Raw genomic sequence first — 15,064 nt, 5'->3', positions numbered from 1 at the left:
CGCGCTGCCTTTTTTTTCGTTTCAAGCACCTTTCACGCCCGTCCGTTGAGCCAGCCGACGCCCGCCATCGTTGCCCAGGCCGCAGTGCGCCGCTTGCCGCGGGTCGCGCTGATATTGCTGTGCGCCGCCTACCTGATGCCGGGGCTGGTCGGCCGCGGGCCGTGGAAGAGCGCGGACGTCGCGGCATTCGGCTACATGACGGAACTGGCGCGCAGCACCGAGGGTGTGGCGCGCTGGTTCGATCCGCTGCTGTTCGGCCTGCGGCCCGAAACACCCGCCCTGCTGCCCTATTGGATCGGCGCCTGGGCGATCAAGCTCGCGCCGGCGTGGATCAATCCCGACCTGGCAGTGCGCTTTGCATTCGCCCTGATGCTCTGGGGCACCTTCACCGCAACCTGGTACGCCGTCTACTACCTCGCCCGAACGCCGGCCGCCCAGCCCGTGGCCTTTGCCTTCGGCGGGGAGGCCCGGCCCACGGACTATGCCCGCGCCATTGCCGACGGCGCACTGCTCGCGCTGCTGGCCACGCTGGGACTGCTGCAACTCGGCCACGAGACCACGCCAGCGCTGGCACAGCTCTTCTTCACAGCCAGCCTGTTCTACGGCGTGGCCGCCCTGCCATACCGCCCAGCCGGTGCGCTGGCCGCGCTGGCCCTGGGTGGCATCGGCCTGTCGCTCAGTGGTGCGCCGGCACTGGCGCTCATGCTCTGCGTGGGCTGCATCGTTTTCCTGGCGAGGGATCGCAAGCAAGGCCTGGCGAGCGATGAAGGCGATCGGGAAGACGCAGGCCGCCCCTACCCGCTCTATGCGCTGCTGGCGGTGATCGTGGTCGGGGCGGTCGGCGTCGGGCTTGCCGTGTCCTACGGGCTGTTTCGCTGGCATGTCGTGCTGCCGGGCGCCGGTGAGGCCTCGCTGGTCAAGGACATTCGAAGCCTGGTGAAGCTGCTGCTGTGGTTTCCCTGGCCGGCGTGGCCGCTGGCCGCCTGGACGCTTTGGCGCTGGCGCCGGCAACTTACGGCACGCCATGTGATCCTTCCCCTGTGGTTCGTGCTGGTGCCGCTGGCCGCCACGATCACCACCGATTTCTCGGAGCGCTCGCTGCTGCTGTCCTTGCCGGCATTCGCCACGCTGGCGGCCTTTGCACTGCCGACCTTTCGCCGCAGCGTGGCGGCGCTGCTGGACTGGCTGACGCTGCTTACCTTCACCACGTCGGCGATCTTCATCTGGCTCTACTGGATCTCGCTGCAGACCGGGATACCGCCCAAGCCGGCCGCCAACGTCGCGCGGCTTGCACCTGGCTTCGTGCCCAGCTTTTCCGCCACGGCCTTCGCATTCGCGCTGGCGGCTACGGTGGCCTGGTTCTGGCTGGTGCGCTGGCGCACCGGGCGCCATCGGGCGGCGCTGTGGAAGACGCTGGTGCTGCCGGCCGGCGGCACCGCGCTGTGCTGGATGCTGGTCATGACGCTCTGGCTGCCGGTGCTCGACTACGCGCGCAGCTATGCGCCGCAGGTGCAGATGATCTCGCAACGGGTCGGCAACACGCCCTGCATCTCGGAGCTGGGCCTGCAGCGCGCGCAGCTGGCGGCGCTGCTGCACCATGGCCACTTCGAATTGCGCCCGCTCACCGGCGCCCAGGATTGCCGCTGGCTGCTGGTCAACCCGGACGTGATCGCCCGGTTGCACAACGTCATCGACCTGAACCTGTGGCGCTTCGACGGGACGCTGCGCCGCCCCGCCAGCGATACGGACGACCTGCTGCTCTACCAGCGCATCGCGCCGTGACCGCGGGCGCACGGAACAGCGAACGGCGCGTGATCGCGCGCCATGCCGGCACGGTTCTGGTCGGGCAACTGGCGGTGATGGCCTTTGGCGTGTGCGACACCATCGTCGCGGGCCGCTATGCGGAGGGTGCGCTGGCGGCGCTCGCGGTCGGCTCGGCCATCTTCATCAGCGTGTATGTGTCGCTCATGGGCGTGCTGCAGGCGCTGCTGCCGGTGTGGGCCGAGTTGCATGGCGGACAGCGCACGGCGGAGGTCGGCCGGTCGGTGCGGCAATCGCTCTATCTCTGCGGCCTGGCGATGGTGCTGGGCATGGCGATCATGCTGAATCCGGACGCGCTGATGCGATGGACGGGCGTGCCCGACGCCATGCAGCACGAGGTGGGCCGGTACCTGTTCGTGCTCGCATTCGGCTTGCCGCCGGCCTTGCTGTTCCGCTTGTTCGGCACGCTGAACCAGAGCCTGGGCAAACCACAACTGGTGACTTGGCTGCAAGCGGCTTCGTTGGCGCTGAAGGTGCCGCTGTCGGTGTGGCTCTGCTTCGGTGGCGCGGGCATGCCGGCGCTGGGGCTGGTCGGCTGCGGATGGGCCACGCTGATCGTGAACTGGAGCATGCTGCTGTGCGCGATGTGGCTGCTGAGGAATGCCAGCTTCTACCGCAGGTACAACTTCTGGCAGCGGCTGGAGACACCGGACTGGCAACAGTTGGGCCAGTTCCTCCGGCTTGGCGGACCGGCCGGGCTGGCGGTGCTGGTGGAAATCACGTCGTACACGCTGATGGCGCTGTTCATCGCCCGGCTGGGCACGGCGGCTGCCGCGGCGCACCAGATCGCATCGAACCTCGTGGGCGTGGCCTACATGGTGCCGATGTCGCTTTCCATCGCGACCAGTGCGCGCGTGAGCTTCTGGCTCGGCGCCGGCGAGCCGCTGCTGGCGCGGCGCGCGTGCCGCAAGGGCTTTGAATTGATGATCGGCATGGCACTGGCGCTGGGCGCACTCATGGTGCTGCTGCGCGGCTGGCTGGCCGGCGTCTATTCGGGCGACACGCGAGTCGCGGCGCTGGCCGCCGTGCTGCTGTGCGCGGCCTCGGCCTATCACATGGCGGACGCGGTGCAGACCATGTGCGTGTGCGTGTTGCGCTGCTATCGCGTGACCGTCGCGCCGCTCGTCATCTACTGCGCGCTGCTGTGGGGCGTGGGGCTGGGCGGCAGCTACCTGCTGGCCTACCGGGGACTGGGTCCGTGGGAGGCCATGCAATCGCCGCTGGCGTACTGGTTGATGAGCGCGGCGGCGCTGTGGCTCACCGCCTTGCTGTTCGCCGCGCTGCTGTGGCGAACGATCAAGCCGCGACGGCGCGCGCAGCCCGCACCCGCGTAGGCGAGAACAGCAGCGCAAAACGCGAGCCTTGCCCGGGTTTGCTGTCGATGCGCAGTTCGGCGCCGTGGCGCTGCGCGATGTGCTTGACGATGGCCAGCCCCAGCCCGGTGCCGCCGGTCTCGCGCGAGCGGCTGCGGTCGACGCGGTAGAAGCGCTCGGTGAGCCTCGGGACGTGCTCGGGCTCGATGCCCGGCCCGCTGTCGCGCACGGCGTATTCACCACGGCCGTCCGGAAGCACCTGCCAGGTCACCGCAATCTCGCCACCGCCGGGCGTATAGCGGATCGCGTTGCTCAGCAGGTTGGACATGGCGCTTTGCAGCTCAGTCGATGCGCCGGAAATCTCGGAATCCGCCTCGATCGCGAAGCTCAGCTTGTGGCCCTGCGGCACCAGCCTGCCGGACAGGCCCCGCGCCTCGTCCTCGCATTGCGCCAGCAGCGCCCGCACGCGTGTCCACTGGCTCGACGGCGGCGCCGCGCTGCCTTCGAGCTTGGACAGGGTCAGCAGGTCGTTGACCAGCATTTCCATGCGCTGCGATTGCTGGCCCATCAGCCGCAGGTAGCGCGCGCGCTCCTCGGCGTCGAGTGGCAGGTTCTGGAGCGTTTCGACGAAGCCCGCCAACACGGTGAGCGGCGTGCGGATCTCGTGCGAGACGTTGGCGACGAAATCGCGCCGCATGGTCTCGGCCTGCTCCAGCGCGGTGATGTCGCGGGTCAGCAGCATGCGGCGATTGCCCGCATAAGGATGCACCTGCACCGAGAGCCGCAACGGATGGCCGCCCCGCATGACCGTACGCGCGGGCGCGTCGATCAGCACCTGCCGGCTGTAGTTCCACGATGCCAGGTAGGCCACGAAGGCCGGGTCGCGCACCAGGTTGGCCAGGTGCTGCAGCAGGTCGCGCTCGGCGTCGATGCCGAACTGCGCCGCTGCCGTCTGGTTGCACCATTCGATGCGGCCCTGCTCGTCGAGCAGCACCACGCCATTGGGCGACGCCTGGATGGCCGCGAGGAATTCCTGCAGGCGTTCCTCGGCTTGCTGCGTCTGCTTTTCACGCTCGCGCAGCAGCTTGCGGATGCGCTCCGACAACTCGCCCCAGACACCCGGCCCGCGCGAAGGCAGGTTGGCCACATCGTTGCGCAACAGGCCCAGCAGCCGGGCCGCGCGCCATGCGTCGAGCACGAGCCACAGCAAGGACCCGAGCCATGCGCCGACCCATGCGAGCGGCCATCCGAACAGCCCCCCAGCGATCGCAGCCCCCAGGGCGGACGCTATCAGGAACGTAGCAATTCGGAAGGGCATGTCGGGAGATTATCCGCGCCAGGCTGCGCGGGAAGGCTGTATCACCGCGGGCGGTCAGGCAGTGATCTGGGTCGTCAGGCGATAGCCCGCACCTCGCACGGTCTCGACCATGGCCGCAGCGGCGCCAAGCGATTCGCGCAGGCGCTTGACGTGCACGTCGACCGTACGTTCCTCGATGTAGACGTGGTCGCCCCAGACCTTGTCGAGCAGTTGCGAGCGGCTGTGCACGCGCTCCGCATGCTGCATGAGGTAGGCCAGCAGCTTGAACTCGGTGGGCCCGACCTTGAGCGACTGCGTCTGCCAGGTCACGCGGTGCGTGGAAGTGTCGAGCACGAGGTCGCCGATCTCGACGCGCTCGGTCACGGTTTCCGGCGCACGACGGCGCAGCACGGCGCGAATGCGCGCGAGCATCTCCTGCGTGGAGAAGGGCTTGGTGATGTAGTCGTCGGCGCCGGCGTCGAGGCCGGCCACCTTGTCGGGCTCGTCGCCGCGCGCGGTGAGCATGAGGATCGGGATGGCCTTGGTGCGTGGGTCCTTGCGCCATTGGCGCGCCAGCACCAGGCCGCTCTGGCCGGGCAACATCCAGTCGAGCAGGATCAGGTCGGGCAGGCCCGCGTCGATCTCGCGCTGCGCCGCCAGGCCGTCTTCCGCCCACAGCGGCTCGAAGCCGTTGTGACGCAGGTTGACGGCGATCAGTTCGGCGATCGAGGACTCGTCTTCGACGATGAGGACTTTGGGCTTCTTCATGTGTTTGGGGTCATGAGATCGGGGGCGGGAACCGGACGCAAAGTCCGGTCCGTATTCACTGCAGTGCCGACTCGATCTCTTCCATCGAAGTGTGCCGCACATCCTCGCCCTTGACGATGTAGATGATGAATTCGGCAATGTTCTTGGCATGGTCGCCGATGCGCTCGATGGCCTTGGCCAGGAACAGAAGGTCGAGGCTCGCGGAGATGGTGCGCGGGTCTTCCATCATGTAGGTGACCAGCTTGCGCACGAAGCCGTCGAACTCCTGGTCGATCAGGTCGTCTTCCTTGAGGATCGACAGGGCCGCCGCGGTGTCGAGCCGCGCGAAGGCATCGAGCGCCTTGCGCAGCAGGCCCGAGGCCAGGTCGGCCGCGATGCGGATCTCGGTCGACGGCAGCGTGCGGGCGGAACCGCTCTCGATGATCGACTTGACCATGCGCGCGATCTTGTTGGCCTCGTCGCCGACGCGCTCGAGGTTGGCCGTGGTCTTGGAGATGGCGATCAAGAGGCGCAGGTCGCGCGCGGTCGGCTGGCGGCGCGCGATGATGGACGACAGGTCGCGGTCGATCTCCATCTCCATCGCATTGACGCGGTGCTCGGTTTCCATCACACGGTCGGCGGCGTCGGCATCGAACTGCGACAACGCGTAGACGGCCTTGTGGATCTGCGACTCGACCATGCCGCCGAGTTCCATCACGCGCGACGAGACGCCGTTGAGTTCGCTGTCGAACTGGCTGGAGAGGTGTTTTTCAGTCATGTGGTGTCCTTAACCAAACCTGCCGGTGATGTAGTCCTCGGTTTCCTTGCGCTTCGGCTTGAAGAACATCTGCTCCGTCGCGCCAAACTCGATCAGGTCGCCCAGGTACATGTACGCCGTGTAGTCGCTGCAACGCGCCGCCTGCTGCATGTTGTGAGTCACGATGACTACCGTGTATTCGCTCTTCAGTTCGGCGATGAGCTCCTCGATCTTTGCGGTGGAGATCGGGTCGAGCGCGGAGCATGGCTCGTCGAGCAATAGTACTTCGGGCTTGATCGCGATGCCGCGTGCGATGCACAGGCGCTGCTGCTGGCCGCCAGAGAGCCCGGAGCCGCTCTGCTGCAGCTTGTCGCGCACTTCGGTCCACAGCGCGGCCTTCTTGAGGGCCCACTCGACGCGGTCGTCCATGTCGCTGGCACTGAGGTTCTCGAACAGCTTCACGCCGAACGCGATGTTGTCGTAGATCGACATCGGGAATGGCGTCGGCTTCTGGAACACCATGCCGACCTTGGCGCGGATCAGCGCCACGTCCTGCTTGCTGGTGAGCAGGTTCTCGCCGTCGAGCGCGATCGTGCCTTCGGCGCGCTGCTCGGGGTATAGCTCGAACATGCGGTTGAAGGTGCGCAGCAAGGTCGACTTGCCGCAGCCCGACGGGCCGATGAAGGCCGTGACCTTGTTCTCCGGGATCTCGAGGTTGATGCCCTTGAGCGCGTGGAACTTGCCGTAATAGAAGTTCAGGTCCTTGACCGAGATCTTGGAGCGCGCGGGTTGCGCGAGTGTGGCGGACATGTTGTCTTTCAAAGCTTGTTGCGCGTGAGGACTCGCGCGAGGATGTTGAGGCCGAGCACCGCGACCGTGATCAGGAACACGCCGGCCCAGGCCAGTTGCTGCCAGTTCTCGTACGGGCTCATCGCGAACTTGAAGATGGTCACTGGCAGGCTGGCCATCGGCTGCGAGATGTCGGCGGTCCAGAACTGGTTGTTCAGCGCCGTGAACAGCAACGGCGCCGTTTCGCCGGCGATGCGGGCCACGGCCAGCAGGATGCCGGTGACGACGCCGGCGCGTGCCGCGCGCAGCGTGATGCTGATGATGACCTTCCACTTCGGCGTGCCGAGCGCATAGGCCGCCTCACGCAGTCCCGGCGGCACGAGTTGCAGCATGTTCTCGGTGGTGCGGATCACCACCGGGATCACGATCAGCGCCAGCGCCAGTGCACCCGCCAGGCCCGAGAAGGTCTTGAAGTACGCCACCACCACCGCATAGACGAACAAGCCGATCACGATCGATGGCGCCGACAGCAGGATGTCGTTGACGAAGCGCGTCACGCTCGACAGCCAGCCCTTCGGGTTGTACTCCGCGAGGTAGATGCCGGCCATGATGCCGATCGGCGTGCCGACGAAGGTGGCCATGGCCACCATCACCAGCGAGCCGAAGATCGCGTTGGCGATACCGCCAGCCTCGTTCGGCGGCGGCGTCATCTCCGTGAAAGTGGCGATCGCCAGGCCCCCGATGCCCTGGCGCAGCGTTTCCCAGAGGATCCACACGAGCCAGAACACGCCGAATGCCATGGCCGCCAATGACAGCGTGAGCGCGATCTGGTTGACGAGCTTGCGGGTCGCGAACTTTGCCGCGCGCGTTTCGTTGAGCGCCTTGGCGGCCAACAGTTTCTCGGCAGTCGTCATGCCTTCTTCCCTTCACTCTTCTGCATGCGCTGCAGCAGCAGCTTCGACAGCGACAGCACCACGAAGGTGATGAAGAACAGCACGAGGCCGAGGTACATCAACGCCGCCTGGTGCATGCCGGCGCCGGCTTCGGCAAACTCGTTGGCCAGTGCCGAGGTAATGCTGTTCGCCGCCTCGAAGACCGACAGCGAGTTGAGCTGGTTGGTGTTGCCGATCACGAAGGTCACCGCCATGGTCTCGCCCAGTGCGCGGCCGAGGCCGAGCATGATGCCGCCGACGACACCCGCCTTGGTGTACGGCAGCACCACCTTGGAGACGACCTCCCAGGTGGTCGAGCCGAGCCCATAGGCCGACTCCTTCAGGAGCGGCGGCGTCACCTCGAACACGTCGCGCATCACCGAGGCGATGAACGGGATGATCATGATGGCCAGGATGATGCCGGCCGAGAGGATGCCGATGCCCACCGGCGGACCGGACACCAGCGCACCGAGGTACGGCACGCCGCCAAGCAACTGTTGCAAGGGTTGCTGTACGTAGGCGCTGAGGATCGGCCCGAACACCAGCAGGCCCCACATGCCGTAGACGATGGAAGGCACTGCGGCAAGCAACTCGATGGCCGTGCCCAGCGGGCGCTTCAGCCAGGCCGGCGACAGCTCGGTGAGGAACAGCGCAATGCCGAAGCTCACCGGCACGGCGATCACCAGCGCGATCGCCGAAGTGGCCAGCGTGCCGTAGATCATCACGAGGCCGCCGTACTCGTCCTGCACCGGGTCCCAGACCGTGCTGGTCAGGAAGCCGAGGCCGTACTTCGAAATGGCGGGCCAGGCGCCGGCCAGCAGCGACAGCAGGATGCCGAACAGCAGCGCCAGCGTCAGCAGCGCGGCGCCCTTCGCGGCCCAGCCGAACAACCGGTCGGTCAACGCACCGGTGCGCGGGCGCTTGGCGGGCGGCGGCGTGAGCGTCGCACGTTCGGCCGCAAGGTCAAGCGCGCGGGCGTTGGCAGGAAATGTGGATGACAAGGATGACTCCGACAGTGACGTGGTCGGCGCGCGCTCCAACGGTGTGCTGCTCACACGCGCCGCTCCGACTTACTTGACCAGCGCAGGCGCGACGGGCTTGCCCGATGCGTCCTTGACCTCGCCCCAGGCCTTGGTGATCGCCGTCTTCACGCCGTCGGGCATCGGCACGTAGTCGAGGTCGTCGGCCGTCTTGTCGCCGCTCTTGAAGGCCCAGTCGAAGAAGCGCAGCACGCTGGTCCCGTTGGCCGGCTTTTCCTGCACCTTCTGCATCAGGATGAAGGTGGCGCCGGTGATCGGCCAGGCGTCCTTGCCTTGCTGGTTGGTCAGCACCTGGTAGAAGGTCTTGTTCCAGTCGGCGTTGGCCGCTGCCGCCTTGAAGGCGCTGTCATCGGGCGTGACCATGGTGCCGGCCGCGTTCTGCATCTGCGCGTAGACCATCTTGTTCTGCTTCACATAGGCGTACTCGACATAGCCGATCGAGTTGGGCAACTGCTTGACGAACTGGGCCACGCCCTCGTTGCCCTTGCCGCCGGTGCCCACAGGCCAGTTGACCGCCGTGCCTTCGCCTACCTTGCTCTTCCAGTCGGCGTTGACCTTGCTCAGGTAGTTGGTGAAGAGGAAGCTGGTGCCCGAACCGTCGGCGCGGCGAACCGGGGCGATGGCGGCGTCGGGCAAGGCGAGCGAACCGTTCAGCGCCTTGATGGCGGGATCGCTCCACTTGGTGATCTTGCCGAGGTAGATGTCGGCCAGCACGGTGCCGTTGAGCTTGAGGTCACCCGGCTTGACGCCGGCGATGTTGACCACCGGGATCACGCCGCCGATGACGGTGGGAAACTGCATCAGGCCCTTGGCCTTGAGTTCGTCGTCGGTGAGCGGCATGTCCGATGCGCCGAAGTCGACCGTCTTGGCCTCGATCTGCTTGATGCCGGCGCCCGAGCCGACTGACTGGTAGTTGACTTGCGTGCCTGTGGCCTTGTTGAAGTCGCTGGCCCACTTGGAATACAGCGGTGCGGGGAAGCTGGCGCCGGCGCCGGTAACGTTCTGGGCGAAGGCGGGAACAGAGGCAAAAGCCGCAACCACGAGGCCGGCAGTTGCGAATTGGATCGTCGTTTTCATGAAGCTTCCTTAGGAGTAGATGCAAACCCTTATTCAGGGCTTGCCGGGACTCTAGAAAGCTTGTGTGACAGCCATATGACATCGTTGGCGGCGTGTCACAGAGCTGTCATGTGATCCATGAGAATGCGGGATCGGGAGCCGAATGCAGATTCGGCAACCCGGATTTCACCCGGGCTTACCATCGAAGCCCACCAGCCACACACATCCAATGCAAAACGGCACCCGTCTGGCCGCAGTCGACCTCGGCTCCAACAGCTTCCGCCTTGAGATCGGCCAGTTGGATCACGGCCAAATCCACCGCACCGAATATTTGAAAGAGACCGTGCGCCAGGGCAACGGCCTCGACAGCGCACGCAACCTCACGCCCGATGCCATGCAGCGCGGCTGGGACGCCTTGGCGCGTTTTGGCGAGCGCCTGGCTGGTTTCAGGGGTTCGCAGGTCCGCGCCGTGGCCACGCAGACCTTGCGCGAGGCGCGCAACCGCGACGAGTTCCTGCTGCGCGCGCGCACCATCCTGGGCTTCGGCATCGACGTGATACCGGGGCGTGAAGAGGCGCGGCTGATCTACCAGGGTGTGGCGCACATGCTGCCGCAGACCGACGCGTCCGAGCAGGAACGCCGACTGGTGGTCGACATCGGCGGCCGCTCGACCGAAATGATCCTGGGCCGGGCGCTGCAAGCCGACATCATGGAGTCCTACCGGGTCGGCAGCGTTGCCTGGTCGATGAAGTATTTCGAGAAGGGCCAGTTCACGCCGGCGGCATTCCGCGCCGCGCAGATCGCCGCCACTGCCGTGCTCGACGAAGCACTGTCGCTCTACGCCCGCGACCGATGGGACGAAGCCTATGGCGCTTCAGGCACCATCGGTGCCGTGGGTGATGTGCTGGCGGTGGCGGGCGTGGCGCCGCCGGGCCTGGTGACCCGCACTGGCCTCGCCTGGCTGGTCGACCGGCTGCTGAAGGCCGGCAATGCCGACAGGCTGCGCATGGAAGGCATGCGCGAAGACCGCAAGGCCGTGATCGGCGGCGGCGTGAGCGTACTGCGCGCGGTGTTCGACCTGCTCGACATCGAGGAAATGCACGTCGCCCAAGGCGCGCTGCGGCACGGTGTTCTCTACGAGTTGCTGGAGCGGGACGAAGGTGTTGCCGACTTGCGTGCCCGTACCGTCACGCGGCTGGCTTCGCGCTTCCAGGTGGATGCCGCGCAAGCCCGCAGGGTCGGCGATGCGGCCGCGGCACTTTATGTGCAGCTCGACCCCGCGGCGCGCGGCGGCCAGACCACGAGCCGCGCCGGACGGGCGCTGCGCAAGTTGGCCTGGGCCGCGCAACTGCACGAGATCGGCACGCAGATCTCGCACAGTGAATATCACAAGCACGGTGCCTACATCCTCGACAACACCGACGCGCCGGGCTTCGCGGTCAACGAGATGCACGCGCTGGGCCAACTCGTGCTGGGGCATCGGGGCAAGCTGCGCAAGCTGGGGCTGATCCTGGACGATGAAGTCTTCGCGCGCCAACTCCTCGCGCTGCGCCTCGCGGTGATCCTGTGCCACGCCCGGCGCGACCCGCACGCCGACGCATTGAAGCTCGCCGCGCCGGCCAGCAGAACCTTCGGCATCACGGCGCGCGCCGGCTGGGCAGAAGAGTTTCCGCAATCGGCGCACTTGCTGCGCGAGGAAGTCGTCGCCTGGCAGAAGACCGATTGGGCCGTGACGCTGCGCGGCTGCTGAGCTACAGGAGTTCGGGCGACTGCACCCCGACCACGATCGTCTGCACGTCCCCATCGCGCTCACGGGCGCGGAGCCACCAGACGGAGCCCTTGCGCACGGGGCAACTCTCCGCGCTCAAGCCGATCAGTTGCGCAATCGACTGGCCCAGCGAGGGCTGGTGCCCGACGATCAGAACCACCGACTTGCCATTCGGCCAGCCGGCGGCAGCCAACACTTCATCGCCCGTCGTGCCCGGGCTGAGTTCCTCCCGCAGCTTGTACTTGCGGCCCAGCGCCAGCACAGTCTGCTCGCAGCGCCGCGCCGGGCTCGACATGATGCGGGTGCCCTCGGGCAACTGGCGGTCGAGCCATCCGGCCATGCGCTTGGCCTGCTTCTCGCCGCGCGAGGTGAGCGAGCGTTGCATGTCGTCGCAGCCTTCGGTCCAGTCGTCGGCCTCGGCATGGCGCCAGAAAATCAAATCCATCTGTGTCCTCGAAAAAAAATCAGTCTCGCGCCGCGGCACGGCTCAGGCCGCGCGAGGCATAGCGGCCCATGAGCGCGTCCTGCGCGCCATGGCCCTCGGTGCCGCGCGGGTCGCGGTCGACGCGTCGATAGGCGCCGTTGGCCTCGAGTTCCCAGGCATCGCGCCCGTCGTAAAGGTAGGCCACCAGGCATTCGTCGATGATGCGCTGCCGCAGCACGGGGTCGGTCACGGGCCAGGCGATCTCGATGCGCCGCATCATGTTGCGGTTCATCCAGTCGGCGCTCGACAGGTAGAGGCTTTCGTCCTCGCCGATGCGGTAGTAGAAGACGCGCGAATGCTCCAGGAAGCGGCCGATGATCGAGCGCACGCGGATGTTGTCCGTCAGGCCCGGCACCTGCGCCGGCAGGGTGCAGGCGCTGCGCACGATCAGGTCGATCTTCACGCCCTTCTGCCCCGCTCGCACGAGCGCCGCGATCAGCGCCTCGTCGGTCAGCGCATTCATCTTTGCGACGAGGCGCGTCGGCTTGCCGGCGGCCGCGGCCGCGCCGAGCGCATCGATCTGCGCCATCGTGTTCTTGTGCAGGTCGAAGGGCGCCAGCCACATGCGATGGAGCTTGGGCACCTTGTTCTGGCCGGCCATGTGCACGAACACGGCCTCCATGTCCGCGGTGAGCAGCGGGTCGGCCGTGAGGTGGCTGATGTCGGTGTAGAGCCTCGCGGTGCGCGGGTTGTAGTTGCCGGTCGCCAGGTGGCCGTAGCGGCGCAGCTTGTTTCCCTCGCGGCGCGTGATGAGCATCATCTTGGCATGCGTCTTGAGCCCGACCACGCCGTACACCACCTGCGCGCCGATCGACTCCAGCATCTCGGCCCAGTTGATGTTGGCCTCCTCGTCGAAGCGCGCCTTCAACTCCACGACCACGGTCACTTCCTTGCCGCGCCGCACGGCTTCGCGCAGCAGGTCCATCAGCGCCGAGTCGGTGCCGGTGCGGTAGATGGTCTGCTTGATGGCGAGCACGGCCGGGTCGTACACGGCCTCGCGCAGGAAGGCGATCACGCCGTCGAAGCTCTCGAAGGGCTGGTGGACCAATACATCGCCAGCCTGCAGTTGCTCGAAGATGGGTTGCACCGGCGACAACGCCACGGGATACGAAGGCTGGTAGGCCGGAAACAGCAGCGCCGGCGCATCGATCAAGTCGATGAACTGCGTGAGGCGCGCGAGGTTCACCGGGCCATGCACACGGTACAGCGCCTGCGCCGGCAGGTTGAACTGCGCCATCAGGAAGCCGGCGAGCGACTCCGCGCAACTGGCCGACACCTCCAGCCGCACCGCCTGCCCGAAGTGGCGATGCTGCAAGCCCTGCCGCAACGCGGTGCGCAGGTTCTTCACGTCTTCCTCGTCGACCGCGAGGTCGGAATGCCGCGTGACCCGGAACTGGGAGAAGTCGCCCATCTCGCGCCCTGGAAACAGGCTGGCCAGATGGGCGCGCACGATGCTGGAGATGGGCATGCAGAGGTTCTGGCCGCCCGAGATCTTGGCCGGCATGCGCACCACGCGCGGCAGCACGCGCGGTATCTTGACGATGGCAATCGGGTTGTCGCGGCCGAAGGCATCCTTGCCCGCGAGGCGCACGATGAAGTTGAGCGACTTGTTGGCCACCTGCGGGAAGGGATGCGCCGGATCGAGTCCCACCGGAATGAGCAGCGGGCGCACTTCGCGCTCGAAGTATTCATGCACCCACTTGCGTTGCGCGGGGTTGCGCTCGCCGTGCGAAATCATGCGGATGCCGTGCGCGGCGAAGGCAGGCATCAGTTCGTCGTTGTAGAGCGCGTACTGCTGCGCCACGAGTCCGTGCGAGGCGGTGGCCAACGCGTCGAAGGATTCCACCGTGTAGTTGCCCTTGCGGTCGCCGGCATCGGCCGCGATCAGGTGCGGCGCGACGCGGACTTCGAAGAACTCGTCGAGGTTGGACGACACGATGCAGAGGTAGCGCAGGCGCTCGATCAGCGGTATTTCGGGCCGGTAGGCCCAGTCGAGCACGCGCCTGTTGAAAGCGAGGATGGCATGGTCGCGGTCGAGCGGCGTAAGCGCTGCAAGCGTGGCCGATGCGGATTGGGCAAATTCTTTTCGAGTGGGATCTTCGGCTGCGGTGAGCATGGGGTCGATTCTGGGTCAAGTCGCCTTGAAATACGGCTTTGCCTGACCGTATGACAAGCGTATGACGGTTTCATGACAGCCACAAGTTGGCGCGGCGTTCAGCGCTCGAGGAAGTGCCGACGGGCGCGCGACGGCAGGTCGTCGATGCGCACCAGCATCGGCAGGTCGGCGCTGTTGAAATCAGGGTCCCAGGCCGGTGGGCCGAGCAACTTGGCGCCCATGCGCAGGTAGCCCTTGATGAGCGCCGGCGGGTCGACTTCCAGGCTGCCGTCGAGCCGGTCCACCGGCAACGGCAGGCGCGGCTGCACCTGGTATTGCACCGGCGCCATGTGCGTGGCCGACAACTGGCGCCAGATGCTGGCCGCCGCGTTGCCGCCCGGCACGCCGAGGTGGCTCATGGGGATGCTCGCGCTGCCCATCATGGTGTCGAGCTGGTTGCGGGTCATGAAGTCGCCCAGCGCGCGCCAGAGGGCCAGGATCACCCCGCCGTGCCGATGCTCCGCATGGACGCAACCGCGACCCAGCTCGACCATGCGCTCGCGAAAGACGCGCAGCCGGGTCAGGTCGAATTCGGTGTCACTGTAGGTGCCGCCGACGCGGCGGGCCTGCGCGGGCGTCAGCAGGCGGTAGGTGCCGATCACCTCGCCACTGCGTTCGTCACGCACCAGCAAGTGTTCGCAGAAGTTGTCGAACAGGTCGATGTCGTGGCCGGCGAGCGGCGTGCTGAGGCGCGCGCCCATCTCCCCGACGAAGACGGCATGGCGCAGTCGCTGCGCGGCGTGCACCTCGTCCTGATGCCGGGCCCATTGCACGGTGAGGCCGGCCCTGGTGTCCGGATCGGCGCGTTGTTGCCTGTGCAACAGCACCGGTTGCTGCGGATTGCGCTGCGTGAGGCGCAAGAGGGCGAAGGCGGGGTCGGGTAGCTCGTTCATGTCCCGGGAGTC

13 protein-coding genes are annotated in these 15,064 nt (G+C 66.7%); 3 read left to right on the top strand and 10 right to left on the bottom strand.

All coding sequences use genetic code 11. From position 1 onward, the window contains the following. Positions 1-45: 45 nt before the first annotated feature. Together HCU76_RS30960 and HCU76_RS30955 are read left to right on the top strand one after the other, a co-directional pair. A complete protein-coding gene (locus tag HCU76_RS30960; RefSeq protein ID WP_213959256.1) occupies positions 46-1,782 on the top strand; it encodes a hypothetical protein in 1,737 nt (578 codons plus the stop codon). Then, positions 1,779-3,155, top strand: a complete 1,377-nt coding sequence (locus tag HCU76_RS30955; RefSeq protein ID WP_371319936.1) for an MATE family efflux transporter — start codon at positions 1,779-1,781, stop codon at positions 3,153-3,155. The genes HCU76_RS30960 and HCU76_RS30955 overlap by 4 nt, the downstream gene beginning before the upstream one ends. Here the strand turns inward: HCU76_RS30955 and phoR are convergent. The 7 genes from phoR to pstS form a co-directional block, all read right to left on the bottom strand. After that, positions 3,118-4,452 carry a phosphate regulon sensor histidine kinase PhoR gene (gene phoR, locus HCU76_RS30950; protein ID WP_213959255.1) on the bottom strand — a complete coding sequence of 445 codons (1,335 nt, stop codon included), beginning with the start codon at positions 4,450-4,452 and terminating at the stop codon, positions 3,118-3,120. The genes HCU76_RS30955 and phoR overlap by 38 nt on opposite strands. Positions 4,453-4,506: 54 nt before the next feature. Further along, a complete protein-coding gene (phoB, locus tag HCU76_RS30945) occupies positions 4,507-5,199 on the bottom strand; it encodes a phosphate regulon transcriptional regulator PhoB (protein ID WP_218511404.1) in 693 nt (230 codons plus the stop codon). Positions 5,200-5,254: 55 nt separating this feature from the next. After that, positions 5,255-5,956, bottom strand: a complete 702-nt coding sequence (gene phoU / locus HCU76_RS30940; RefSeq protein WP_213959253.1) for a phosphate signaling complex protein PhoU — start codon at positions 5,954-5,956, stop codon at positions 5,255-5,257. Positions 5,957-5,965: 9 nt separating this feature from the next. Further along, on the bottom strand, positions 5,966-6,745 hold the full coding sequence (gene pstB / locus HCU76_RS30935) for a phosphate ABC transporter ATP-binding protein PstB (protein WP_213959252.1): 780 nt from the start codon (positions 6,743-6,745) through the stop codon (positions 5,966-5,968). A gap of 8 nt (positions 6,746-6,753) precedes the next feature. Beyond that, positions 6,754-7,638, bottom strand: a complete 885-nt coding sequence (gene pstA, locus HCU76_RS30930; protein ID WP_213959251.1) for a phosphate ABC transporter permease PstA — start codon at positions 7,636-7,638, stop codon at positions 6,754-6,756. Next, positions 7,635-8,657 (bottom strand): phosphate ABC transporter permease subunit PstC, encoded by a 1,023-nt coding sequence (gene pstC, locus HCU76_RS30925; protein WP_371319935.1) that lies wholly within the window; start codon positions 8,655-8,657, stop codon positions 7,635-7,637. Before pstC ends, pstA begins: the two co-directional genes overlap by 4 nt. A gap of 69 nt (positions 8,658-8,726) precedes the next feature. Continuing rightward, positions 8,727-9,773 (bottom strand): phosphate ABC transporter substrate-binding protein PstS, encoded by a 1,047-nt coding sequence (gene pstS, locus HCU76_RS30920; RefSeq protein ID WP_213959249.1) that lies wholly within the window; start codon positions 9,771-9,773, stop codon positions 8,727-8,729. Between the two features lie 208 nt (positions 9,774-9,981). Between pstS and HCU76_RS30915 the strand changes: the two genes are divergently transcribed. After that, positions 9,982-11,502, top strand: a complete 1,521-nt coding sequence (locus HCU76_RS30915) for a Ppx/GppA phosphatase family protein (protein ID WP_218511402.1) — start codon at positions 9,982-9,984, stop codon at positions 11,500-11,502. A 1-nt stretch (position 11,503) separates the two neighbouring features. Here HCU76_RS30915 and HCU76_RS30910 read toward each other — a convergent pair whose 3' ends face one another. The 3 genes from HCU76_RS30910 to HCU76_RS30900 all read right to left on the bottom strand — a co-directional run bounded on the left by HCU76_RS30910 (position 11,504) and on the right by HCU76_RS30900 (position 15,052). Then, positions 11,504-11,965, bottom strand: coding sequence for a histidine phosphatase family protein (locus HCU76_RS30910; protein WP_213959247.1), 462 nt, complete (start codon positions 11,963-11,965; stop codon positions 11,504-11,506). A gap of 19 nt (positions 11,966-11,984) precedes the next feature. Beyond that, on the bottom strand, positions 11,985-14,120 hold the full coding sequence (gene ppk1 / locus HCU76_RS30905) for a polyphosphate kinase 1 (protein WP_218511401.1): 2,136 nt from the start codon (positions 14,118-14,120) through the stop codon (positions 11,985-11,987). Positions 14,121-14,218: 98 nt separating this feature from the next. Continuing rightward, complete coding sequence (locus tag HCU76_RS30900) at positions 14,219-15,052, bottom strand: GNAT family N-acetyltransferase (RefSeq protein ID WP_218511400.1); 834 nt, start codon at positions 15,050-15,052, stop codon at positions 14,219-14,221. Positions 15,053-15,064: the final 12 nt, after the last annotated feature.

The organism is Variovorax sp. dw_308, assembly GCF_019207085.1.
Taxonomy (GTDB): Bacteria; Pseudomonadota; Gammaproteobacteria; order Burkholderiales; family Burkholderiaceae_C; genus Variovorax.
Note: the sequence above shows the minus strand (reverse complement) of the source record. Positions and strands in the feature narration are given on the sequence as shown.

What these genes read in the sequence shown, in the direction of transcription:
- HCU76_RS30910 (WP_213959247.1), bottom strand. Translation starts at nt 11,965, where the DNA reads ATGGATTTGATTTTCTGGCGCCATGCCGAGGCCGACGACTGGACCGAA.
- ppk1 (WP_218511401.1), bottom strand. Translation starts at nt 14,120, where the DNA reads ATGCTCACCGCAGCCGAAGATCCCACTCGAAAAGAATTTGCCCAATCC.
- pstA (WP_213959251.1), bottom strand. Translation starts at nt 7,638, where the DNA reads ATGACGACTGCCGAGAAACTGTTGGCCGCCAAGGCGCTCAACGAAACG.
- pstS (WP_213959249.1), bottom strand. Translation starts at nt 9,773, where the DNA reads ATGAAAACGACGATCCAATTCGCAACTGCCGGCCTCGTGGTTGCGGCT.
- phoB (WP_218511404.1), bottom strand. Translation starts at nt 5,199, where the DNA reads ATGAAGAAGCCCAAAGTCCTCATCGTCGAAGACGAGTCCTCGATCGCC.
- phoR (WP_213959255.1), bottom strand. Translation starts at nt 4,452, where the DNA reads ATGCCCTTCCGAATTGCTACGTTCCTGATAGCGTCCGCCCTGGGGGCT.
- HCU76_RS30915 (WP_218511402.1), top strand. Translation starts at nt 9,982, where the DNA reads ATGCAAAACGGCACCCGTCTGGCCGCAGTCGACCTCGGCTCCAACAGC.
- HCU76_RS30900 (WP_218511400.1), bottom strand. Translation starts at nt 15,052, where the DNA reads ATGAACGAGCTACCCGACCCCGCCTTCGCCCTCTTGCGCCTCACGCAG.
- phoU (WP_213959253.1), bottom strand. Translation starts at nt 5,956, where the DNA reads ATGACTGAAAAACACCTCTCCAGCCAGTTCGACAGCGAACTCAACGGC.
- pstB (WP_213959252.1), bottom strand. Translation starts at nt 6,745, where the DNA reads ATGTCCGCCACACTCGCGCAACCCGCGCGCTCCAAGATCTCGGTCAAG.